Annotated in this window: 18 protein-coding genes and 9 pseudogenes; 5 read left to right on the forward strand and 22 right to left on the reverse strand. The window is 71.1% G+C overall.

Features of this window, described 5'->3' with window-relative positions:
- Nucleotides 1-10: 10 nt before the first annotated feature.
- The 3 genes and pseudogenes from pyrH to rpsB all read right to left on the reverse strand — a co-directional run bounded on the left by pyrH (nt 11) and on the right by rpsB (nt 2,720).
- Nucleotides 11-730: a UMP kinase gene (gene pyrH, locus L2X98_RS00760; RefSeq protein WP_259612030.1), complete on the reverse strand. Its 720-nt coding sequence runs from the start codon at nt 728-730 to the stop codon at nt 11-13.
- Nucleotides 731-816: 86 nt separating this feature from the next.
- A pseudogene (tsf, locus tag L2X98_RS00765) lies at nt 817-1,645 on the reverse strand (translation elongation factor Ts).
- Nucleotides 1,646-1,739: 94 nt separating this feature from the next.
- Nucleotides 1,740-2,720 carry a 30S ribosomal protein S2 gene (gene rpsB, locus L2X98_RS00770; protein ID WP_259612031.1) on the reverse strand — a complete coding sequence of 327 codons (981 nt, stop codon included), beginning with the start codon at nt 2,718-2,720 and terminating at the stop codon, nt 1,740-1,742.
- Nucleotides 2,721-3,021: 301 nt separating this feature from the next.
- Here rpsB and L2X98_RS00775 point away from each other — a divergent pair, with 301 nt between their 5' ends.
- Nucleotides 3,022-3,591, forward strand: a complete 570-nt coding sequence (locus L2X98_RS00775; protein ID WP_259612032.1) for a murein hydrolase activator EnvC family protein — start codon at nt 3,022-3,024, stop codon at nt 3,589-3,591.
- A gap of 27 nt (nt 3,592-3,618) precedes the next feature.
- Here L2X98_RS00775 and L2X98_RS00780 read toward each other — a convergent pair whose 3' ends face one another.
- From L2X98_RS00780 to L2X98_RS00840, 10 genes and pseudogenes are all read right to left on the reverse strand, one after another.
- Nucleotides 3,619-4,527 carry a tyrosine recombinase XerC gene (locus L2X98_RS00780; RefSeq protein WP_259612033.1) on the reverse strand — a complete coding sequence of 303 codons (909 nt, stop codon included), beginning with the start codon at nt 4,525-4,527 and terminating at the stop codon, nt 3,619-3,621.
- Nucleotides 4,528-4,864: 337 nt separating this feature from the next.
- A pseudogene (locus tag L2X98_RS00785) lies at nt 4,865-5,119 on the reverse strand (DNA-processing protein DprA); the annotation flags it as partial.
- A gap of 46 nt (nt 5,120-5,165) precedes the next feature.
- Nucleotides 5,166-5,882: pseudogene (locus L2X98_RS19615) on the reverse strand (DNA-processing protein DprA); the annotation flags it as partial.
- On the reverse strand, nt 5,792-7,681 hold the full coding sequence (locus tag L2X98_RS00795; protein ID WP_435526233.1) for a YifB family Mg chelatase-like AAA ATPase: 1,890 nt from the start codon (nt 7,679-7,681) through the stop codon (nt 5,792-5,794). The pseudogene L2X98_RS19615 and the gene L2X98_RS00795, both read right to left, overlap by 91 nt.
- Before the next feature lie 120 nt (nt 7,682-7,801).
- Nucleotides 7,802-8,469: pseudogene (locus L2X98_RS19620) on the reverse strand (GAP family protein).
- Between the two features lie 107 nt (nt 8,470-8,576).
- The gene (locus tag L2X98_RS00820; RefSeq protein ID WP_259612034.1) at nt 8,577-8,897 is read right to left on the reverse strand and encodes a DUF2469 family protein; all 321 of its coding nucleotides are present in this window, start codon (nt 8,895-8,897) and stop codon (nt 8,577-8,579) included.
- A gap of 45 nt (nt 8,898-8,942) precedes the next feature.
- Nucleotides 8,943-9,600: pseudogene (gene rnhB / locus L2X98_RS00825) on the reverse strand (ribonuclease HII).
- Nucleotides 9,597-10,353, reverse strand: a pseudogene (gene lepB, locus L2X98_RS00830) (signal peptidase I). Before lepB ends, rnhB begins: the two co-directional pseudogenes overlap by 4 nt.
- A gap of 100 nt (nt 10,354-10,453) precedes the next feature.
- Nucleotides 10,454-10,800 (reverse strand): annotated as a pseudogene (rplS, locus tag L2X98_RS00835) (50S ribosomal protein L19).
- Between the two features lie 186 nt (nt 10,801-10,986).
- A complete protein-coding gene (locus tag L2X98_RS00840; RefSeq protein WP_259612035.1) occupies nt 10,987-11,499 on the reverse strand; it encodes an MFS transporter permease in 513 nt (170 codons plus the stop codon).
- Nucleotides 11,500-11,611: 112 nt separating this feature from the next.
- On the opposite strand from L2X98_RS00840, the pseudogene map reads away from it, so the two are divergent.
- A pseudogene (gene map, locus L2X98_RS00845) lies at nt 11,612-12,396 on the forward strand (type I methionyl aminopeptidase).
- Nucleotides 12,397-12,809: 413 nt separating this feature from the next.
- Here the strand turns inward: map and L2X98_RS19625 are convergent.
- Nucleotides 12,810-13,136 (reverse strand): annotated as a pseudogene (locus L2X98_RS19625) (class I SAM-dependent methyltransferase); the annotation flags it as partial.
- Between the two features lie 35 nt (nt 13,137-13,171).
- Here L2X98_RS19625 and L2X98_RS00855 point away from each other — a divergent pair.
- Nucleotides 13,172-14,098, forward strand: a complete 927-nt coding sequence (locus L2X98_RS00855) for an NADP-dependent oxidoreductase (protein ID WP_259612037.1) — start codon at nt 13,172-13,174, stop codon at nt 14,096-14,098.
- Between the two features lie 3 nt (nt 14,099-14,101).
- Here L2X98_RS00855 and L2X98_RS00860 read toward each other — a convergent pair whose 3' ends face one another.
- The 8 genes from L2X98_RS00860 to L2X98_RS00895 all read right to left on the reverse strand — a co-directional run bounded on the left by L2X98_RS00860 (nt 14,102) and on the right by L2X98_RS00895 (nt 19,017).
- Nucleotides 14,102-14,452, reverse strand: coding sequence for an NUDIX domain-containing protein (locus L2X98_RS00860; protein ID WP_354002863.1), 351 nt, complete (start codon nt 14,450-14,452; stop codon nt 14,102-14,104).
- A gap of 163 nt (nt 14,453-14,615) precedes the next feature.
- The gene (locus L2X98_RS00865; RefSeq protein WP_354003089.1) at nt 14,616-15,299 is read right to left on the reverse strand and encodes an HNH endonuclease signature motif containing protein; all 684 of its coding nucleotides are present in this window, start codon (nt 15,297-15,299) and stop codon (nt 14,616-14,618) included.
- The gene (locus tag L2X98_RS00870) at nt 15,227-15,967 is read right to left on the reverse strand and encodes a 13E12 repeat family protein (protein WP_259612038.1); all 741 of its coding nucleotides are present in this window, start codon (nt 15,965-15,967) and stop codon (nt 15,227-15,229) included. The genes L2X98_RS00865 and L2X98_RS00870 overlap by 73 nt, the downstream gene beginning before the upstream one ends.
- A 170-nt stretch (nt 15,968-16,137) precedes the next feature.
- On the reverse strand, nt 16,138-16,824 hold the full coding sequence (gene trmD, locus L2X98_RS00875) for a tRNA (guanosine(37)-N1)-methyltransferase TrmD (RefSeq protein ID WP_259612039.1): 687 nt from the start codon (nt 16,822-16,824) through the stop codon (nt 16,138-16,140).
- Between the two features lie 47 nt (nt 16,825-16,871).
- Complete coding sequence (rimM, locus tag L2X98_RS00880; protein WP_259612040.1) at nt 16,872-17,504, reverse strand: ribosome maturation factor RimM; 633 nt, start codon at nt 17,502-17,504, stop codon at nt 16,872-16,874.
- Between the two features lies 1 nt (nt 17,505).
- Entirely contained in the window at nt 17,506-17,736 is a 231-nt protein-coding gene (locus L2X98_RS00885; RefSeq protein WP_259612041.1) for an RNA-binding protein, read from the reverse strand.
- A gap of 5 nt (nt 17,737-17,741) precedes the next feature.
- Nucleotides 17,742-18,155, reverse strand: coding sequence for a 30S ribosomal protein S16 (gene rpsP / locus L2X98_RS00890; protein WP_259612042.1), 414 nt, complete (start codon nt 18,153-18,155; stop codon nt 17,742-17,744).
- 160 nt (nt 18,156-18,315) lie between these two features.
- A complete protein-coding gene (locus L2X98_RS00895; protein WP_259612043.1) occupies nt 18,316-19,017 on the reverse strand; it encodes a hypothetical protein in 702 nt (233 codons plus the stop codon).
- Between the two features lie 225 nt (nt 19,018-19,242).
- On the opposite strand from L2X98_RS00895, the gene L2X98_RS00900 reads away from it, so the two are divergent.
- Together L2X98_RS00900 and L2X98_RS00905 are read left to right on the forward strand one after the other, a co-directional pair.
- The gene (locus L2X98_RS00900) at nt 19,243-20,337 is read left to right on the forward strand and encodes a sensor histidine kinase (RefSeq protein ID WP_259612044.1); all 1,095 of its coding nucleotides are present in this window, start codon (nt 19,243-19,245) and stop codon (nt 20,335-20,337) included.
- Nucleotides 20,334-21,017, forward strand: coding sequence for a response regulator (locus tag L2X98_RS00905; RefSeq protein WP_259612045.1), 684 nt, complete (start codon nt 20,334-20,336; stop codon nt 21,015-21,017). Before L2X98_RS00900 ends, L2X98_RS00905 begins: the two co-directional genes overlap by 4 nt.
- Nucleotides 21,018-21,023 lie beyond the last annotated feature (6 nt).

Raw genomic sequence — 21,023 nt, forward strand, 5'->3', positions numbered from 1 at the left:
CCGGCCGCGGTCAGGCGGTGACCAGCGTGCCGATCTGCTCGCCCAGCAGAGCGCGGGTGACGTTGCCCGCCGGCTCCATCCCGAACACCCGCATGTCCATCTTGTTGTCCATGCAGAGGCTGAACGCGGTCGAGTCGACCACCTTCAGCCCGCGCTGGAGCGCCTCCAGGTAGGTGATCCGATCGATCCTCGTGGCCGAGGCATCCTTCTTCGGATCGGCCGTGTAGACCCCGTCCACGCCGTTCTTGGCGACCAGGACCTCGTCGGCGCGGATCTCCAGTGCACGCTGGGCGGCGACCGTGTCGGTGGAGAAATAGGGCAGGCCGGCGCCCGCCCCGAAGATGACGACACGCCCCTTCTGCAGGTGCCGCTCGGCGCGCAGCGGAATGTACGGCTCGGCGACCTGGGTCATCTGGATGGCGGACTGCACGCGCGTGGCGGCACCGGCCTGTTCCAGGAAGTCCTGGAGCGCCAGCGCGTTCATCACGGTGCCGAGCATGCCCATGTAATCGGCGCGCCCGCGGTCCATGCCGCGCTGGCTGAGTTCGGCGCCGCGGAAGAAGTTGCCGCCGCCGACGACGATCGAGATCTCGACCCGATCGGTGGCCGCGGCGATCTCGCGCGCGATCTGGCTGACCACATCGGGGTTCACACCCAGCGATCCGGCGCCGAACGCCTCGCCGGACAGCTTCAGCAGGACGCGACGGCGCCCGGTGGCCTCATTGATCACGTGTGTTCCTCTCGTCGCGATGACACCTTAGCGAACGGGCATGACAAGGGCCCGCATCGATGTGCGATGCGGGCCCCTGCGACGTCCTACGCGCCGACCTTGAAGCGGGCGAAGTCCGTGACGGTGATGCCGGCGTCCTTGGTGACCTGGGCGACGGACTGCTTGTTGTCCTTCGCGTAGTCCTGCTCCAGCAGGGCGACCTGCTTGAAGAACGCGTTCACGCGACCCTCGACGATCTTCGGCAGGGCGGCCTCGGGCTTGCCCTCGTTGCGGGAGATCTCGGTGACGATCTCGCGCTCCTTCTCGACGTCGGCCTCGGGCACGTCCGCCCGGCTCAGGTACGAGGGGTTGGCGAACGAGATGTGCTGGGCGATGCCTGCGCGCGGTGGCGGCGTCGTCGCCCGTGTAGGCCACGACCACGCCGATCTGCGGGGGCAGGTCCTTGCTGGTCTTGTGCAGGTACACCTCGAACTTGTCGCCGGTGAGCGTGCGCACGCGGCGCAGTTCGATCTTCTCGCCGATGATGGCGGCGGTGTCCGAGATCAGCTGCTCGACGGTCTGGTCGCCCGCGGGGGCGGCCAGCGCATCGACGGCGGAGTTCGCGGACGCGGCAGCGGCGGCATCCGCGACCTTGTCGGCCAGGGCGATGAAGCGCTCGTTCTTCGCGACGAAGTCGGTCTCGCAGGCCAGCTCGATGAGCGTGACCTGACCGGCGCCCTCGCGGGCGACGACCAGCCCTTCGCTGGTGGAACGGTCGGCGCGCTTGGCGTTGCCCTTCGCGCCCTTCAGGCGCAGGATCTCGACGGCCTTCTCGAGGTCGCCGTCGGCCTCCTCGAGGGCCTTCTTCGTGTCGACCATGCCCGTGCCGAGCTGCTCGCGCAGCGCCTTGATGTCGGCGATGGTGAAGTTTGCCATGGGTGGCGGCTCCTTGATCTGAGGTGAGTTCGTGGGGGATGCCGCGGCGGGGCGGTCGTGGGACGGCCCCGCCGCGGCAGAAGTCGGGCGAGGACTACTTGGCTGCGGCCTCGTCGGTCGCGGCCTCGGCGGGCGCCTCGTCGACGGCGGCCTCAACGGGTGCCTCGTCGGCGGGCGCCTCAACGGGTGCCTCGTCGGCGGCCGGCTCGGCGGGTGCCTCGTCGGTCGCAGCCTCGGCGAGGTCGGCGACCTCCGCCTTCGCCTCGGCGAGGTCGGCGACCTTCTCGGTGTCTGCGGAGGACTGCTCCGGCGCGCCGGACTCCAGCAGCTCGCGCTCCCACTCGGCCAGCGGCTCGGCGGGCTCTTCCGCCGTATCGGCCGGCTGGTGGCGCTGGATCAGGCCTTCGGCGGCGGCGTCGGCGATGATGCGGGTCAGCAGGGCGACCGAGCGGATCGCGTCGTCGTTGCCCGGGATCGGGTACTGGATCTCGTCCGGGTCGGCGTTCGTGTCGAGGATGCCGATCACCGGGATCCCGAGCTTGCGGGCCTCGTCGATCGCCAGGTGCTCGCGCTTGGAGTCGACGACCCACAGCGCCGACGGCGTCTTCTGCAGGTTGCGGATGCCGCCGAGGGACTTGTGCAGCTTGTCGAGCTCGCGCTTCTTCAGCAGGAGCTCCTTCTTGGTGAAGCCGCTCTCCGAGGGGTTCTCGTAGTCGAGCTCCTCGAGCTCCTTCATGCGCTGCAGGCGCTTGCTCACGGTGCTGAAGTTGGTCAGCAGACCACCCAGCCAGCGCTGGTTCACGTACGGCTGGCCGACCCGCGTCGCCTGCTCGGCGAGCACTTCCTGGGCCTGCTTCTTCGTGCCGACGAACAGGATGGTGCCGCCGTGGGCGACCGTCTCCTTGACGAACTCGTAGGCGCGGTCGATGTAGGCCAGCGACTGCTGCAGGTCGATGATGTGGATGCCGCTGCGCTCGGTGAGGATGAAGCGCTTCACCTTCGGGTTCCACCGTCGGGTCTGGTGTCCGAAGTGGACGCCGGCATCCAGCAGCTGGCGAATCGTGACGACGGCCATGGCCGTTCTCCTGTTCTCGGCGCCGCGGCGCCGCTTTCGGTTGCTCTCTCCGGCGGATGCCGGAGAATCCTGGTGCCCGACACACTTCCCGCCCTGGTTTCAGGGACCGATGGGATGGGATGCCACATGCGGAAGCCGCACGCTGAGGACACGCGAAGTCACCTCGACACGCGAGATGCCCTCTCAGTGTATCAGGCAGCGACTCCTCCCCCGGTGCCCGCAGGGGCGGCCCGCACGCCGTTCCTCCACAGATGCGGCGTCCGCTCCCCGCGGGCGACGAGGGGCGGCCAGCATTGCTTTCGTGTCCCGCATCCCCGGATCCCTCCGCACGGCGATCGCCGCCGCCCTGGCGGTGAGCTGCGTGCTCGGCGTCCCCTCGACGGCCGCGGGGAGGGGTCTGGAAGCTGTTCGAACATTCGACGCGCAGGCCGGCGCTTCCAGCGACGGGGCGCCGGATCCGAGGGATGACTGGGTCTGGCCGCTGGCGGCGTTCCGGATCGCGAAGGCGTATGCGGCCCCGGCGCACGAGTACGGGCCGGGGCACCGCGGGATCGATCTCGCTCCGGCCGGCGGCGAGGAGGTGCGCGCCCCGGCAGGCGGCGTGGTCGCCTTCTCGGGGCGGATCGTGGACCGCGGCATCCTCACCATCGATCACGGGGACGGACTGGTCACGACTCTCGAGCCGATCGACTCGGACCTCGCGGCGGGCCAGGCCGTCGCCCGCGGCCAGGTCGTGGGCACCGTCGCCCGGGGCGGGCACGCAGCGGCGGGGACGATCCATTTCGGCGTCCGCTGGGATGGCGCCTACATCAACCCGATGCTCCTGTTCGGCACTGTCCCCCGCGCCGTGCTGCTGCCCTGCTGTTCCTGACGGCCGGTGACGCGGAGGACGCCTGTCTCAGCGCTGGGCGCGCGGATGCGCGAGGCGGTACGTGGCCAGCAGCCGCTCGCTCGAGACGTGGGTGTAGATCTGCGTGGTGCCCAGGCTCGCGTGGCCGAGCAGCTCCTGCACCGTGCGCAGGTCCGCGCCGCCGTCCAGCAGATGGGTCGCCGCCGAGTGCCGCAGCGCATGCGGACCCACGGTCTGGGCGCCGACGACCGGGCCGAGGGCGTGCGCGACCAGCTCGTAGACCGTGCGCGGGCCGATGCGACCTCCGCGCGCCCCCAGGAAGGTCGAGGCGGTGGGGGCGGTGCCACGGGCACGCAGCGTCGGTCGTCCGCGCACCAGGTATGCGTCCAGCGCCCGGGCCGCAGGCACCCCATACGGGACGACGCGCTCCTTCGCGCCCTTGCCCATCACGCGCACGGTGCGCCGCTCGTGATCGAAGTCGTCCAGGTCCAGCGCGCACAGTTCGGACACGCGGACGGTTGCGCCGTAGAGCAGCTCGATGATCGCGTGATCGCGCAATGCGATCGGGTCGCCGTCGGCGGCTGCGGCGGCCATCGCGTCCAGCAGCGCGGCCATCCCGTCGGCCGTCGCGACGTGTGGCAGCGTGCGACCGCGCTTGGGTGCGACCAGACGCACGCTCGGATCGGCCGGGGCCATCCCGGTCTCGGCGGCCCAGGCGAAGAATCCGCGGGCCGCGGCAGTGCGGCGGGCGATCGTCGATCGCGCGTCGCCGCGCCGGGTCGCCGTCCACAGCCATTCCCGCAGGTTCTCCAGTCCGACCTGCTCGAGTGGCAGGTCGCCGATCGCCGTGCGCAGATCGGCCAGGTCGGATCGGTACGCGCGCACGGTCGCCGGGGAGAGGCGCCGCACCTCGGACAGGTGCCGTGCGTATGCGTCCGCTGCCGGGTCGATCCTCACCCTCCAGCATGCCGCCCGCCGGGACGGCGACCTCGCGGCGCGCCGCACCCGCCGGTGCGCGGCGTCGCCAGCGGGGTCCTTGCACCTCCACCGCGCCGTCCAGCGCCATCAGGCCGAGCTGCATCGACACCTCGTCGGGCGCCATTCCGCAGCGTCGGGCGATGTCGGCGACATCCCGCCACACGCGGGTGCTGAGCGCGTCGCTGACCCGCGTGCGGGCACCGGTGTATCCGGCGGCCTCGCGCGCATCCGAGCCGGAAGCAGGCCCGGACAGGCCGAGCATCTCGGCGATGTCGTCGGCGGTGGTGATGCAGCGGGCGTCGAACTCGCGCAGCAGCCGGTGACATCCTGCCGACGAGCCGCTGGTGACCGGACCGGGGACCGCGCCGAGCGGGCGGCCGAGCTCTGCGGCGTGCGCGGCGGTGTTCAGGGATCCGCTGCGCCACCCGGCCTCGACGACGACCGTGGCTGTGCCCAGGGCGGCGATGAGCCGGTTGCGCTGCAGGAACCGCCAGCGAGTGGGTGCCGACCCGCAGGGCACCTCGCTGGCCACTGCGCCCTGGTCGGCGATGCGGCGCAAGCAGGTCGGCATGCCCCGCCGGATACGGCCGGTCCACTCCCCCGGCCAGCAGCGCGACCGTGGGCCCGCCGGCGGCCAGGGCCCCGCGGTGCGCGGCGCCGTCGATGCCGTATGCCGCGCCGGACACGACCGGGACGCCCCGGCCGGCCAGATCCGCGGCGAACTCGGCGGCCAGATGCTCACCGTAGCCGGTGGCGGCGCGGGCGCCGACGAGGGCGATCGCAGGACCGTGAGCGGCCTCGAGCGTGCCGAGCGCGCCGACGTCGCCGCGCACCCATAGGCAGAGCGGGGCGTGCGTGCCGAGGTCGTCGAGCGCGCGAGGCCACGCCGAGTCGTCTGGAGTGAGCAGGTGGATGCCACGGGCACGGGCCGTCTCCAGTGAGAACGCGATCTGCTCGGCGTCCAGCCGCAGCTGCCAGCGCTTGATCCCCGCCCGCAGCTCGCCGCCCGCGATCCCGGATGCATCGGCGGCCAGGCCTGCCCGCGCGCCCGCGAGCACCTCCTGCAGCGCGTCGACCGCGCCCAGTGCCCCCACCAGGATCCCGGCGACTGCGTCGCCGGGTTCGACCAGGCAGCTCCACACGGCGGTCGCGTATGCCCGCTCCCACCGATCCGGGTCGTTCGTCTCGACCGTCAGCAGCGGTGACACCGTGTGCACCGCGGTGGGGTCCCAGCTGAATCTCTTCACGTTCGGATTCCCTTCTTCAGAAACAGCGCCCGGCCGATGTCCTCCAGCTCGAGGCGGTCGCGACCGGCCAGATCCGCGACCGACCACGCCACCCGCAGCACGCGGTCGAAGCTGCGCAGGCTGAGCGAGCCGCGGTGCAGCGCGGCGTCGAGCGGCCTCCGCACCACCGGGGGCGGGGCCAGCGGCCCCTGTCGCAGCCACGTTCCATCGACCTGGGAGTTCAGGCGCCAGGGCGTCCCGCGCAGACGCCGCATCGCACGCTCACGCGCCTCGGCCACGCGCCCGCGTGCCACCGCAGTGGTCGTCTGCGCCTTCCCTCCGGTGGCCTGCGCGACCGAGACTCGTTCCATCGACGCCTCGATGTCGATGCGGTCCAGCAGGGGCCCGGACAGTCGGCCGAGATACCGACGGATCGCTGCCGGCGGACAGTCGCAGATCGCGCCGCGCACCCCGTAGTTGCCGCACGGGCACGGGTTCGTCGCGAGGATCAGCTGGAACCGCGCCGGAAAGGACGCGGTGAAGCCGGCCCGGTGGATCACGATCGACCCGGTCTCCAACGGCTGCCGCAGCGCGTCGAGGGTGCGGGCGCTGTGTTCGCCCGCCTCGTCCAGGAAGAGCACGCCTTCACTCGCTCGGGCGATCGCGCCCGGACGCACCAGCCGCGACCCGCCGCCGACCAGCGCGGCGACGCTGGCGCTGTGATGGGGTGCCTCGAACGGCGGGGTCCGGTCCAGGTGCGTCACCGGAGCACCCGCCAGCGATCTGAGCGAGGCGGCGATCAGCGCGGCCTCGTCGTCCAGCTCCGGCAGGATTCCGGGCAGACGTCGCGCCAACATCGTCTTGCCGGCTCCCGGGGGCCCGGTCATGAGCATGTGGTGGCCGCCGGCAGCCGTGACGATCAGGGCCTCGACCGCGGCATCCTGCCCGATGACATCCGCCAGATCGAGCACCGGCGCGGCGGGCGAGGGCGCGTCCGGGGCGGCGACCGGCTCGAGCGCGGGAGCGGGCTCCAACTCGGCGCCGTGCAGCACCGCGACATCCGTCAGGCTCACCGCCCCGGTGACCTCGACGCCGGACACGAGGGCGGCCTCGTCGCGATTCGCCCACGGGACCACGACCCGCCGGATGCCGGCGCGTGCGGCGGCCAGGACCGCCGGGAGGACGCCGAGAACGGGACGCAGCCGCCCGTCCAGCCCGAGCTCGCCGATGTGGGCGGTGGTCTGCACCGACCGCAGGTCCATCAGGCCCCCGGTGGCCAGGGCGGCGATCGCGATCGCCACGTCGAATCCCGAGCCCTGCTTGGGCAGGCTCGCCGGCGACAGGTTCACGGTGAGCCGGCGCTTGGGCAGGGCGAGGCCGCTGTTCTCGCTGGCGTTGCGCACGCGCTGCACGGACTCGCCGAGCGCCTTGTCGGGAAGCCCGATGATGCGGAAGTCCGGCAGCTGATGGGTCAGGTCCGCCTCGACCTCGACGAGGGTGCCCTCCAGCCCGGACAGCGCCACGGCCCACGTGCGCGTCACACCCATGGCACGTCCTCGAGGTGCTCCAGCCGTGCCGTGGCGGGATCCGCGCCGGTGATGCCGATCACGTCCAGGCGCACCTCGCGCCCGCGTGCGCGGTCCGGATGCTGAGCGCACCAGGCGTGGGCGAGCCGCCACAGGCGGGCCCGCTTGGGGGCGTCCACGGCCTCGAGCGGATCGCCGAAGCCGTCGCTTGCGCCGGGTCTTGACCTCGACGAAGACCAGGGTGTCGCCGCGGCTGGCCACGACATCCACTTCGCCGCCGGGTGCGCGCCAGTTGCGTTCGAGGACCTCGAAGCCGCGCGCCGTCAGATGGGCGGCCGCGCGGCCTTCGCCCGCCCTCCCCCGCTCGTCCTTGGCTGCCATGTAGGCATGTTCCCGCGATCGGCATCGCCCGCGCGGGCGGTTCTGCCGATCTGTGGATCGATCACGTCGGAGCCGGCATTCGCGCCCGTTGGGGAGGAGGCGAGACCCGTGCTGTTCAGATCAGAAGCTCGCCAGACCCTTGCCGATCATCGAGACGCCGATGACCAGCAGGATCGCCATGATCACGGCGTTCTCCTTCACCAGCCATCCGCGCAGCGCGTCCAAGGGACCGCGCAGCGTGTCGGCGGCGAGCAGGTAGGCGATCACCGGAACCCCGACGGTGCAGGCCGCGATGATCGTGAACACGACGATCACCACGACGATCGCTCCGCCGTTCAGAGACGCCGAGCCGATCGACATGCCGGCGCCCACCGCCATGATCAGGTTCTTCGGGTTCAGCGCCGACAGCAGGAAGCCCAGCCCCAGCGCGACCGGGAAGGTCACGGTGTCGATCGCCTGCATCCACTTCGGCAGCGCCGGCAGCGCGTCGCCCTTCGGCCGCCCGCGCCATTGCCGGAGAGCGAGCAGGAGCGCAGCGCGCCCAGCACGAGCCGGACCACGCCCAGGATCGGCTTCGAGACGCTCGGGTCGTCGGCCGGCAGGATCGACGAGAGAAGGGTGAAGACCACGACCGCGACGACGATTCCCGCCACCCAGCCGAGGAGGAATCCGACGCTGGTGACCCGCGCCTTCGGCGAGAGGAGCATGAGGATCGCGGCGATGATGGGGATCGGACTGATCGCGATGCCCAGCGCCAGCGGGAGGATCTCGCCGATGACAGCGCCCATCGACTTCCCTTCCCGGTCCGCACCGGACAGCGCCCGGCGGCAGTGGGCAGTCTCTCAGGCTTCGCGCACGCCGCCCACAAGCCATCACCCGGCGAGGGTGAGAGGGATCAGGAGTCCAGGGACAGCTCCTCGGGCAGGTGCAGGTCGCGGCGCTGCAGCTCCTCGACGTTCACGTCCTTGAACGTGAGGACGCGCACCGACTTGACGAAGCGGTCGGCGCGGTAGATGTCCCAGACCCAGACATCGGTCATCGAGATCTCGAAGTAGAAGTCGTGCTCGGTGTCGCGCCGGACCACGTTCACCTCGTTGGCGAGGTAGAACCGGCGCTCGGTCTCGATGACGTACTGGAACTGCGAGACGACGTCGCGGTACTCGCGGTACAGGGCGAGCTCGAGTTCGCGATCGTAGTCGTCGAAGTCGTCATCCATGGTGCTTCCATCCTAGGTCGGTCGGCTCCCGCCGCCGCATTCCGATCAGAACAGTGTGGGGGCGTCCGCGATCGCCCAGGACGCGCGGTGGTAGGGGCTCAGTCCGCACTCGCGGATCGCCGCGCGATGGGTCGGGCTCGCGTATCCCTTGTTGTGCTCCCACTCGTACCGCGGGTGCTCGGCGTGTAGCTGAACCATCTGCGCGTCGCGGGTCACCTTGGCGATGACGGATGCCGCGGCCGCACTGGCGCAGTCCCGGTCGGCCTTGATCCGGGGCAGGACGGTCAGTGCGCTGCCGCCCGCGGGCGAGATGTAGTCGTGGTTGCCGTCCAACAGCACGATGCCGTCCTCGGGCGCGACGCCGGCGGCGCGCAGCGCGTCGATCGCGCGGAGCGCTGCCCGTCCGAGCGCGCGGATGATGCCGACCTCGTCGATCTCGGCGGCCGACGCCCAGCCGACCGCGTCGGCGCACACCCACGATGCCGCCCGGGCCGCGACATCCGGCCGTCGCGCCTCGGCGACCAGCTTCGAGTCGCGCAGCCCCTCGGGCACCCGTCGGCGTGCGGCGCGCGCATCGATCATCACCGCGCCCACGGCGACCGGGCCGGCCAGTGCGCCGCGCCCGACCTCGTCGCACGCGATGACGAGGGGATGCTCGCGCAAGCCGGCGCTCGAAGGTGAGACGCGGCTCGACGACGGTCATGGCGACGCGCCGGCCTTCTCGGCAGCGGGGACACCGGCGAACACCGCATGATGGAAGTCGATCAGGCCGAACCGGTCGAACGGCCACGTGATCAGGAAGGCGCGGCCGACGACGTTGTCCATGGGGACGAAGCCCTTGCCCGGCTGGTCCTGGTTGTAGCGCGAGTCGCGGGACCGGTCGCGGTTGTCGCCCAGCACCCACAGCGAGCCGGCCGGGACGGTCACATCGAACGGGACCACCTCGGGCTCGGTCTCGCCCGGCTTCGAGCTTCACGTACGACGTCTCGTCGATGGGGACGCCGTTGACGGTGATGTGCCCGATCGCATCGCAGCAGGCGACATGGTCGCCGGGCAGACCGATCACACGTTTGATCAGGTGATCGTCGCTGTCCGGCGCGGACACGCCGACGAGGGAGAGCACCCAGTCCACGGCTTCGACGATCCACGGCCGGCTGTCGGCGCCGACGGTCACCGGCAGCCACCCGCCGGGGTCGCGGAACACCACGACGTCCCCTCGCTGATATCCGCCGAAGTGCGGGGTGATCTCATCGACCAGGATGCGGTCGTCGATCTGCAGTGTGTTCTCCATCGAGCCCGAGGGGATGTAGAACGAGCGGACCAGGAAGGTCTTCACCAGGAACGACACCAGCAGTGCGATCACGATGATCACGAGGATGTCGCGGAGGAAGGTGAGGGCTCCGCGTCGGCGGGAGCGGGTCTCGCCCGCCTGCACGGGAGTCGACTGCTCAGTCATTCCAGGCCCTCCACCGCTCGCACACTACAGCGTCGCACACTCTCGTCGGTGCAGACGACGACGCCCCGGGCATCTGCCTCGGGGCGTCGTGACGTCAGGGTCAGCGGTCGCGCTTCTCCTTGATCTTGGCCTTCTTGCCGCGAAGGTTGCGCAGGTAGTAGAGCTTGGCGCGGCGGACGTCACCGCGGGTGACGACCTCGATGTGGTCGATCACCGGGCTGTGCACCGGGAAGGTGCGCTCCACGCCCACCTGGAAGCTGATCTTGCGGACGGTGAAGGTCTCGCGCACGCCATCGCCGGAACGGCCGATGACCACGCCCTGGAACACCTGGATACGGCTCGCTAGCCCTCGGTGATGTTCACGTGCACCTTGACGGTGTCGCCGGCGTTGAAGTCCGGGATGTCGCTTCGGAGGGAGGCCGCATCAACGGCGTCGAGGATCTGCATGATCGTGTCTTCCTGCGGCCGCCACAGGTCGACCGCGAAGTGAATGGGATGAGAGGATCGGTGCTCGCTGCGCGTTCACGAGAAGGCGCGGATTCCCCTGAGGCAGAATCGGTGCGCGAGCACAAGCATCCATTCTGCCACGGATGCCGCGGCCCGCCAAAACGCTGTCGCGGTCGCCGTCGCGGGTCAGTGCGCGGTGCGGCCGTCCCCCGGGCTGCCCACCTCGTGCACGACGATCACCTCGTCGCACATGCGCGGCCGACCCATCGGGGCCGTGGGTCCGCCGATGTCGGCGGGGCCAGTGCCGGGGGCCATCCGGGCGAACGTGCCGCGCGCCTCGGCCCACAGCTGCGCGAGCGAGGACCAGAAGACCGCCAGGAACGCGAGGATCGCGAAGATCAGGACCGCGGCGAAGGCCACGTGGATGTAGCAGCCGTAGGCGATGACCAGGCCATGCCAGACGGTGAGGCCGAGCACATCCCACCACGACACCGCGCGGTCTCGGCGCACCGTCGGCCGCGCGCGGATCATGAACGCCAGCACGAGCTCGCCGATCAGGACAGCCGGTGCCGCGACGAAGATCACGCCGAGGAAGGCCCATCCGCCGGCGTTGAAGACGGCCCAGCCCACGATCAGCCACAGCGGCAGGACGATCGCCGCCGGGAACAGCCAGCCGAAGAACCCACGTCGCAGCCACATGCCTTGATCGTACGCCGCGTGTCTCTGCGCCGGCTGGGCGCGCGTCGGGCGGGCAGGATGCGTCACCACGGCGGCGGTCATCGGCGAGAATGGACGCAACGAGAGGAACACGATGATCGAGTTGCGCACCCCCGCCGAGATCGAGGCCATGCGGCCGGCCGGCCGCTTCGTGGCCGAGACGCTGGCGACGCTTGCGCGAGGAGACGAAGGTCGGCACCAATCTGCTGGCCATCGACGACCGCGCGCATGAGCTGATCCACAAGGCGGGAGCGCAGTCGTGCTACATCGACTACCACCCTTCGTTCGGCGCGAGCCCGTTCGGCAAGGTCATCTGCACCTCGGTCAACGACGCCGTGTTGCACGGGCTGCCCCATGACTACGACCTGCGCGACGGCGACCTTGTCTCGCTCGACTTCGCCGTCGCGATCGACGGCTGGGTCGCCGATTCGGCGATCTCATTCGTCGTGGGCACACCGCGGGCGGAGGATCTCGCTCTGATCGACACGACCGAGCGGGCATTGGATGCCGCGATCGCCGCCGCCACCGTGGGCAACCGTCTCGGCGACATCTCGGCGGCGATCGCCGCGGTCGCACACGGCGACGGCTATTCGATCAACACCGACTTCGGAGGTCACGGGGTCGGCCGGATCATGCACGGCGACCCGCATGTGCCCAACGACGGCCGGGCCGGGCGCGGCTATCCGCTGCGCGAGGGACTGGTCATCGCGATCGAGCCGTGGTTCCTGCAGACCACCGACGAGCTGATCACCGACCCGGACGGCTGGACGCTGCGCAAGCGCGGACGGCTCCCGCGGCGCACATTCCGAGCACACCATCGCGGTCACCGCCGACGGCCCGATCGTGCTGTCCGACCGGTCGTTCCTCAACGTCGCGTAGCACTCACCGGGCGCGGCGGTAGAGCCAGGTCCCCGCCACCGTCGGCAGATCGAGGATGTCGCGGCCACGAGTCTGCGCGTCGGCATCCAGAATGTCCTCGACCTCGCCCGCCATCCGGGCCCGCTCCCCGCACTTGCAGCGAGGAATGTACTGACCGTGTGCCAGCGTGCCAGGTAGTCGGCCCGTGCGATCTGCTCCCGCCACCGCACTTGCTCCCGGGCGAGGAGCGTGAATCCGGGCAGTGCTTCCGCGTCCTCGTCGCCGGGCTCATCCGGGGAGCGCTCGGGATGCGCGATCCGCCCGCAGGCCTGGTCCCATGGGCATGTCGGGTCCGGTCCGTTCCAGACCAGTCCCAGCGTCCCGGTGGGGACGAGCACGCGGGCGATCTCCGCGCACGCCGCGTCACGATCGAACCAGTGGAACGCCTGCGCGACGACGACGGCATCCACGCTCTGATCGGGCAGGGGGATGGCCTCAGCGGTGCCGAGGAGTGCCTCGACCTGCGGCAGCTTGCGCCGCAGGACCGCCAGCATCTGTTCGGACGGATCGACGGCGATGACGCGGGACGCGCGCGGGAGGAGCGCCGCGGTGAGCTTGCCGGTGCCGGCCCCGAGGTCGAGCACGGCCGCGACCGGTTCCGCGAGCAGGACATCGACGGCGGCCTCAGGGAAGCCAGGTCGATACCGGTCGTAGTCCTCGCCGGTGCTCTGGAACGATGCGGCGAGGGTGGCGGCGTCCATGTCCGAATGCTACCGGCAGGGTGTTGACTGGGGCGATGGCGAAGAGATGGATCGCGCCGCGCGCAGGCGGCATCGATGTTCTGGAACTGGTCGACGCGGAGGTGCCGGCCCCCGGCCCCGGCGAGGTGACGATCACGGTGCGGGCGGCCGGCATGAACCCCGCAGACTACAAGCATCTGGCGCGACTGGAGGAGTTCCCCGCCGGTCTGGGCTATGAGGTGTCCGGCGTGGTCGCGGCGCTCGGCCCGGATTCGGCGATCGCCACCGGCGAGCACACCACCGGGACGGAGGTGATCGCCTTCCGCGTGAGCGGCGGCTATGCCGAGGCGATCACGGTGCCCGCGGCGGATGTCTATGCGAAGCCGGCTGCCTTGAGCGACCCCGAGGCGGCGAATCTGCTGCTGGCCGGGACCACCGCCGCCGAGATGCTGCACGTGACCCGCGTGTCGGACGGTGACATCATCCTCGTGCACGCGGCATCCGGCGCGGTCGGCGTCAGCGCCATCCAGCAAGCGCGGCGCCTGGGTGCGCGTGTCATCGGCACCGCAAGTCCCCACAGCTTCGATCGCGTCCGCGAATTCGGCGCGGAACCGGTTGCCTATGGTCCCGGACTGGAGGAACGCGTGCGCACGCTCGCCCCGGATGGGGTGGACGCCGTGCTGGATGCCGCGGGCACGGATCAGGCGGTGGACTCCGCAGGCACCCTGCTCCGGCATCCGGATCGCGCCGTCACGATCGTGGCCGGTCCGCGCAGCCGCGAAGCGGGCTTCACCGCCATCGGCGGTTCGATGCCGGCGAGCAAGGCGTTCCGGGACGGCGCGCGTGCGGGGCTGATAGCGCTGGCCGCCGCCGGCGACCTCGTTGTGCCGGTGGCGCGCACCTTCCCGTTGGCCGAGGCGAAGGATGCGCTCCGGTTCCTGCAGGAGGGACATCCGGGCGGAAAGCTCGCACTCCTGCCGTGACGATCAGCATCCACCCTCGAAGCGGGTCGCACCTTCGCTCGCCGTCGCCAGCGCGATGCGCTGGCGATGATCGTCGTCAAGCATGCCGAGCGCGTCCAGGTCGGTGACCGCGTACCACCCGACATCGGTCAGTTCGCCGTCGGTCGGATGGGGCTCGCCGGAGACCCACTCGCATCGGAACGTCAGGGTGAGATAGTCGACGACGTCGCCATTGTCGTACGTCACTCGATCCATCTGGTGCACCCAGGCCAGTCGGGTGGCACGTGCCGCGATACCCGCCTCTTCGAGCACTTCGCGGACTGCGGCATCCGCGGGCTCCTCGCCCGGCTCGACGATCCCCGAAACAGGCTCCAAGCTCGCCGTTGTCAGACCGATGGCCGAGCAGGACATGATCTTCGCGGAAGACGACGGCGGTCACGCCGACGAGGGGCATCGGCAGGTGACCGATCCGCGCTCGCAGATCGACGACGAAGTCAGGGGTGGGCACTCCCCGAAGATACCGGGCGGGACCAGCCGCTCACCAGGGCGGCGGGTCGGCGTCGGTGGCGTGGGCGGTGGGTGAGATCCACCACGTGGTGCCGGTTTCGGGGTCGGTATGCGGGCGCCAGAGAGTTTCGGTCTTCACCTGGTGGTGAGACTCGCAGAGCGGCCCGGTGTTGTCGGCGCTGGTGCCGCCGCCGTGCTGCCATTCCGCCTTATGGTCGATGTCGCAGTCGCGGGCGAGGCGGCCGCAGCCGGGGAAGGTGCAGACCTTGTCGCGGATGTTCAGCCACCGTCGCAGCGCTGCGGGGACCCGGTAGGTGGAACGGTCCACGTCCAGGATCGTCCCGCTGATCGGGTGGGTGAGGATGCGCACCCACGAGGTCGCGCCGCCGGCCAGATTCTTCGCCGTCTCGAGGTCGATGGGCCCGTACCCGTCCAGGATCGCCGGCTCTTCGGCGTGCCCGAGCAGGGTCATGACCGGCACGGTGATGGCCACCGACGGGGCGGACACTGTCACTCCCACGGTGTCGTCGGTGATCCCATCCTGCAGGAGTCCGGTTGCCACGTCGGCGCGGAGTTGGGCGAGGGTGCGGGTCTCGCCGGGCTGGGCGTGCAGGTGGCGGGCGAGCCGGTCGACCCGGGCGTTCAGGGAGAGCAGCCGGCTGCCGGCCCGTAGATGCTGTACGTGGCCATCCCGTCCAGTTCGGGGCTCAGCCAGGTGGCACGGTCGCGGGCCGCTCTGCGGTGGCGGGCGTCGATGCCCTCGGGGTGGACGCGTTCGCGCAGGGCCCGGGCGTGGGTGCGGAACTTTCCGGCCGGCAGCCGGGAGGCGGCGTCGGCGGCGGCCTGGTCGAACCGCTCCCAGGCCTGCCGGTCGTCGGCGGGCAGAGACCCGGCCAGGGATGCGGCGGTGTCGGCGTTGCGTTCATCCACCCGCCCGGCGCGGAAGGCCCGCCAGGTGACCGGGCAGCGTTCCTGCAGCGTCCGGGCGGTGTCGGCCCAGGCCCGGACGGTGCGCTCGCTGACCCGGATCCGCACGGCGAGGTCGGCCACGGCGGCGCGTTCCGCGAACTCGACCCGGGACGCCCGCACCTGGGCGGCGGTCCGCTCGCGCGGATCGACCCAGTCCGGATCGGTCGTGGGATCGGGCCCGCACCACGGGTCGGGAAACGCCCTCGCGTCGGCGAGCAGCTCGCCGCACAGCGCGTATTGCTCCGCGGTCGCGATGCGCGCCTGTCGGGTCGCGGTCTCGAGCGCATCCACCCCGCGCTCGTGTGCGGCCCCGGACCGCAGCAGTCGGTCGCCCCAGTCCGCGCCGCCCTGCGCGGCGGCGTACTCGTCGTACTCGGCCAGGGCCGCCTCGGCGTCGATCAGGTCGGCGTTCATGATTCCACCGTAGCCAGAACGTCCGACACTGCACCGGGCAACACCGCGTGGCCGCGGACCGTCGTACCGGATGCTGTATCCGGGTCACCCTGTCTTTCCATACTCCCCACGATAGAACGGGGTTACGACACTGGAGAGGATAGGCGGGCCTCTTCGGCACCCGCCGTCGGCTACGACTCGAGCAGGTCGGGCCGGCGCTCGCGAGTCCGCTCGAGCTGCTGTTCGCGCCGCCAGGCGTCGACCGCGCCGTGGTTGCCGCTGAGCGGCACCGGCGGAACCGCCCGATCCCGCCACACGGCGGGCTTCGTGTAGCTCGGGTACTCCAGCAGTCCGTCTTCGTGCGATTCCTCGACCAGGCTCTCCGGATTTCCGACGACGCCGGGGATCAGCCGGCCGATGGCCTCCACCATCGCCATGACGGCGACCTCTCCCCCGTTCAGGACGTAATCGCCGAGGCTGATCAGCCGCACGTCGCCGAGCTCGGCGGCGTAGTCGAAGACCCGCTCGTCGATGCCCTCGTACCGACCGCATCCGAAGATCAGGTGCTCACGGTCGCTCAGCGCGCGCGCGGTCGCCTGGGTGAAGACCTCGCCCGCCGGCGACGGGAAGATGATGGTGGGCCGCTCGGCGTGGCCGGCGACGGCATCCAGCGACTCACCCCAGGGCTCGGGCTTCATCACCATGCCGGCGCCGCCGCCGTATGGCGTGTCGTCGACCGTCCGGTGCCGGTCGTGCGTCCAGTCGCGGAGGTCGTGCACGTCCACCTGCAGCGAGCCCGAGCTGCGAGCCCGGCCCAGCAGCGAGACCGCCAGGACATCGAAGTACGACGGGAAGATCGTGAGGATGTCGATGCGCACCCATCGAGCCTAGCCAGCGACGAGCAGGGCCGGTGTGACGGCGGCTGTCAGCCTTCGCCCGCCGGCGCGGCGGGCGGGTCATCTTCGGCCGGCAGCTCTTCGAACAGGCCGGCCGGCGGGGTCACGACGACGTGCCCGGCGACGACATCCACCTCGGGCACGATCGCCTTCACGAAGGGGACCAGCACCTCGCGATCCCCCTGCTGGACGATCAGCAGGTCCTGTGCAGGCAGGTGGTCGACCCGTGCGACGCGGCCGACGCGCGTGCCGTCGCGCAGCACCTCGAGGCCGACCAGCTGATGGTCGTACCAGGCGTCGTTCTCGACCGTCGTGTCGGCTTCGACCCACAGGATCGCCTTGACCAGCTCTTCGGCAGCGGTCCGGTCCTCGACGCCCTCGAGGAACACCACCGGGTTCGAGTTCAGCCATTTCAGCTCGCGCACGGTCACCGTCTTGCCATGCCACGGTGAGGACTCGGGAACCTGCAGGGTGAACGTGGCTCCGGGGACGAAGCGGCGGTCCGGGTCGTCGGTGTACAGCTCGAGCTTGAGCGCGCCCTTCAGCCCATGTGCCTTGACCAGACGGCCGGCGCGCAGCTGGGTGCCGACCGGCTTCGGGGCGTGCCTCTTCGCCGACTTCCCGGGCGTGTCAGCCCCTGCCGGCGGGTCCTGCCGCACCATCTCAGTCGTCCGCGACGTCGACGCGCACGCGTCGACCGTCCGCAAGAGCGGCGATGAGCGTGCGCAGTGCCTTGGCGGTGCGTCCGCCGCGCCCGATCACGCGGCCCCGGTCATCGGGGTGCACGTGCACTTCGAGCACATCACCACGGGGTGATGTGGACTCATCGATGCGCACATCGTCGGGGTGATCGACGATCGCCTTGACGATGTGGTCGAGCGCGGCGGTCAGCACGGCGATTACTCGGCGTCGGCCGCGGGGGCCTCGGGCTCGGCCGCCTCGGGGGCGGGCTCGGCCTTCTTCTCGGCCTTCGGCTTGACGACCGACTTCTTGGCGGAGTCGACCTCGAACGGAACCTTCTCGGCCTTGACCTTGACGGTCGAGACGGCGTCCTTGTCGCCCTTGTACCGACCCCAGTCGCCGGTGAGCTTGAGGAGGGCCAGCACCTGCTCGGTCGGCTGCGCGCCGACACCCAGCCAGTACTGCGCGCGCTCCGAGTCGACCTCGATCAGCGAGGGCTCCTCGGTCGGGTGGTACTTGCCGATCTCCTCGATGACCCGGCCGTCGCGCTTGGTGCGCGAGTCGGCGACGACGATGCGGTAGTACGGGGCACGGATCTTGCCGAGCCGCTTGAGACGGATCTTGACAGCCACGATTCTCCTGAATGTGTGTAGTGGTGATGAACCGGTCGCCTGGAGAGTGGGGTGCACACCCGGCGGAAGCTCGAAGGTGGAGACGCACGCCGGATAGAGGGTCGGGCGGCGCTCCAGCCTTCAATTCTGCCAGATCGGAGCGGATGCCGCGAACCGGCCGTCACCGGCGCGTCGCCGTGCTCTCCCCCGCCGAGATGGCCGCCGCCGCGGGGCTCGGGATGCGGCGCAGCGAGCGCACCCGCGACCGGGGCCCAGCACGGCGATCAGCGCCAGCAGGCTGCACGATCCCGGCGATCGGTCCGCCGAAGAAGCTCGCCGCCGCGGTGACCAGTGCCGCGACCGGCACCCACACCGGCACCGCCCGGCCGATCCGCAGGCCGACGGTGAGCACGATCGGGCCGACGGCGAACGCAACCAGGAACACGATCAGCAGCACGGTGGTGAGCAGATCGGCGTCCGAACCCGCCATCAGATGCTGCACGCCGGCGGCATCCAGTCCGGACCCGGCGATCGTTCCGAACAGCCCGAAGAACAGCGCGAGATGTCCGATGCCCACGGCCAGTCCGAGCGCGGTGAGGGCGCCGCCGATCACGGTGACCATCCGGCCGCGTGGCGCTGTGAGCCGCATGATCGCCGGCATCGCCGCCAGCCACGCGATCGGTCCGAAGACCGAGATCAGGCCGAGAGCGTTCCACGCGACCGGGAACTGCGCCGCGACGTCGGCCGGCGTCGCGGCGGGCGACGTCGGCTGCAGCATCCACTGCATGATCGTCGCGATGATCAGACTCAGCACGCCGATCGTGAGGGTCGTCGCGGCCATCCGGCGCATCCGCGTGTCGCTCGTGTGCGTGGTGTCGTCCATGTCGTGCTCCTTCGCTTCGGACGAGCCCTGATGCCCGCCGCTGAGGCCACGCTCTCGCCGAGCGGGGGCGCGCCGCGTCCGGCGTGCGGCCGATCCGCCTCGCCAGCCCGGAGGACCCCGTCCTCCTTGCGGAGGACGTGCGGCCGCGCACGCGGCCATAGAGTGGCGCCATGCAGCAGGTGCGCGCAAGCGCTGCGCCGTTTCGGGCTCGCCACGGTCGCCGGCGTGCCGGCGCCCGACGCGGCGCTGGCGGGGCTGTTCGTCGTCATCGCTGTTCTCAGCGTGCTTACCGGCAATCCCGCCGAAGGACCCCTCGCGCTGACCCTGCCGGTCGCGGTTCTCTCGGCCGGCTCGCTGGCCTGGCGAGTGCGCTCCCCGCTCGTGTGCATCGGACTTCTCATCGTGACGGGCTTCGTCCAGACGCTGCTGTCCCAGCCGCCCGGCTCGCTGTGGTCGCTGGCCGTGTACGCGATCGGCATGTACTCGCTGGCCGCGCACTGCACCGAGGGGGTCGCGGCGGTTGCCGGCGTCGTGTTCGTCGCGTCCCTGCTGATCCAGGAGCGCATCGGGAACGGCATCGACTTCCTCTTCATCGTCCTGCTGTTCGGGGGGCTGTGGCTGCTCGGTCGCGCCAGCCGGTACTGGCGGCTGCGGGTGAGCTCTGCCGAGCGTCGCCAGCAGGATGCCGCACGCCTGGCGACCGCGCAGGAGCGCGTGCGCATCGCACGGGAGCTGCATGACGTCGTGGCGCACAGTCTCAGCGTGATCGCGGTGCAGTCCGATGCCGCGCAGGCCGCGCTGGCCAAGGACCCGGCGCGGGCGGCCGCGCCGGTGGAGGCCATCGGCGCGACCGCGCGCCAGGCGCTCACCGAGATCCGGTCGCTGCTGGACGTGCTGCGTGCCGACGACGGCGCCGACGCCATCGGGGTGGCCGCGATCGCCCAGCTCGCCGAGCGCGCACGGGCCGCGGGGGTGGATGTCACCCTGGACGTGCAGGACCTGACCGCTGCGCTGCCGGCAGCGGTGGACCTGGTCGCCTACCGCACGGTGCAGGAGGGGCTGACCAACGCGCTGCACCACGCACCGGGCGCGTCGGTGCAGGTGGGTGTGCGGCGTGCGGCGTCCGTCCTGCACATCGAGGTGCGCAACGGGCCCAGCACGAAGCGACCCGCACTGTCGGCATCCACCGGGTACGGCCTGGTCGGGATCGCGGAGCGGGTGCGGACGCTGGGCGGCCGGCTGCGCACCGCGCCGACGCCGGAGGGCGGGTTCGCGCTGACGGTGGACATCCCGCTGGACGACGAGGGAGCCGACTCATGATCCGCGTGCTCATCGCCGATGACCAGCTCCTCGTGCGCACCGGCTTCCGCCTGATCCTCGACCTCGAATCCGACATGGATGTCGTCGGTGAGGCGGCCGACGGCCGGGAGTGCCTCGACGTGGCGCACGCGCGGCATCCGGACGTCGTCCTGATGGACATCCGGATGCCGGTCATGGACGGCATCGAAGCGACCCGGCGGCTGTCGGCCGAAGGCGGCGGCGCGCGCATCCTGATCCTGACCACGTTCGACGCCGACGAGTACGTCTACGACGCGCTGCGGGCGGGGGCGACCGGATTCCTGCTCAAGGACGCGCCGCGCGAGCAGCTCGTCTCGGCGATCCGACAGGTGGCCGCGGGTGACGCCCTGCTGGCGCCGACGATCACGCGGCGGCTGATCGAGCGATACGCGGGACGCCCGTCCGAGGCCTCCGCGAACCGCGCATTCGCGACGCTCACCGACCGCGAGGCCGAGGTGCTGCGGCTCGTCGCGCAGGGTCTGTCCAACGCCGAGATCGCGATGCGGCTGTACCTCGGCGAGACCACGGTCAAGACCCACGTGGCGCGGATGCTCGCCAAGCTCGGCGTCCGAGACCGGGTCCAGGCGGTGGTCCTCGCGTACGAGTCCGGCTTCGTCCGGTCCGGCGGCGATCCGGCACCCGGCCGGCCGGGTCCCCTCTGACCGGCG

The sequence above is a fragment of the Microbacterium elymi genome (assembly GCF_021582895.2).
Lineage (GTDB): Bacteria > Actinomycetota > Actinomycetes > Actinomycetales > Microbacteriaceae > Microbacterium > Microbacterium humicola.

Coding starts and splice junctions, on each gene's coding strand:
- L2X98_RS00870 (WP_259612038.1), bottom strand. CDS start 15,967: ATGAACGCCGACCTGATCGACGCCGAGGCGGCCCTGGCCGAGTACGAC.
- rpsB (WP_259612031.1), bottom strand. CDS start 2,720: ATGGCCGTCGTCACGATTCGCCAGCTGCTGGATGCCGGCGTCCACTTC.
- L2X98_RS00840 (WP_259612035.1), bottom strand. CDS start 11,499: ATGTGGCTGCGACGTGGGTTCTTCGGCTGGCTGTTCCCGGCGGCGATC.
- L2X98_RS00895 (WP_259612043.1), bottom strand. CDS start 19,017: ATGGACGACACCACGCACACGAGCGACACGCGGATGCGCCGGATGGCC.
- L2X98_RS00905 (WP_259612045.1), top strand. CDS start 20,334: ATGATCCGCGTGCTCATCGCCGATGACCAGCTCCTCGTGCGCACCGGC.
- L2X98_RS00795 (WP_435526233.1), bottom strand. CDS start 7,681: ATGGCAGCCAAGGACGAGCGGGGGAGGGCGGGCGAAGGCCGCGCGGCC.
- L2X98_RS00820 (WP_259612034.1), bottom strand. CDS start 8,897: ATGGATGACGACTTCGACGACTACGATCGCGAACTCGAGCTCGCCCTG.
- rimM (WP_259612040.1), bottom strand. CDS start 17,504: ATGGTGCGGCAGGACCCGCCGGCAGGGGCTGACACGCCCGGGAAGTCG.
- L2X98_RS00855 (WP_259612037.1), top strand. CDS start 13,172: ATGGCGAAGAGATGGATCGCGCCGCGCGCAGGCGGCATCGATGTTCTG.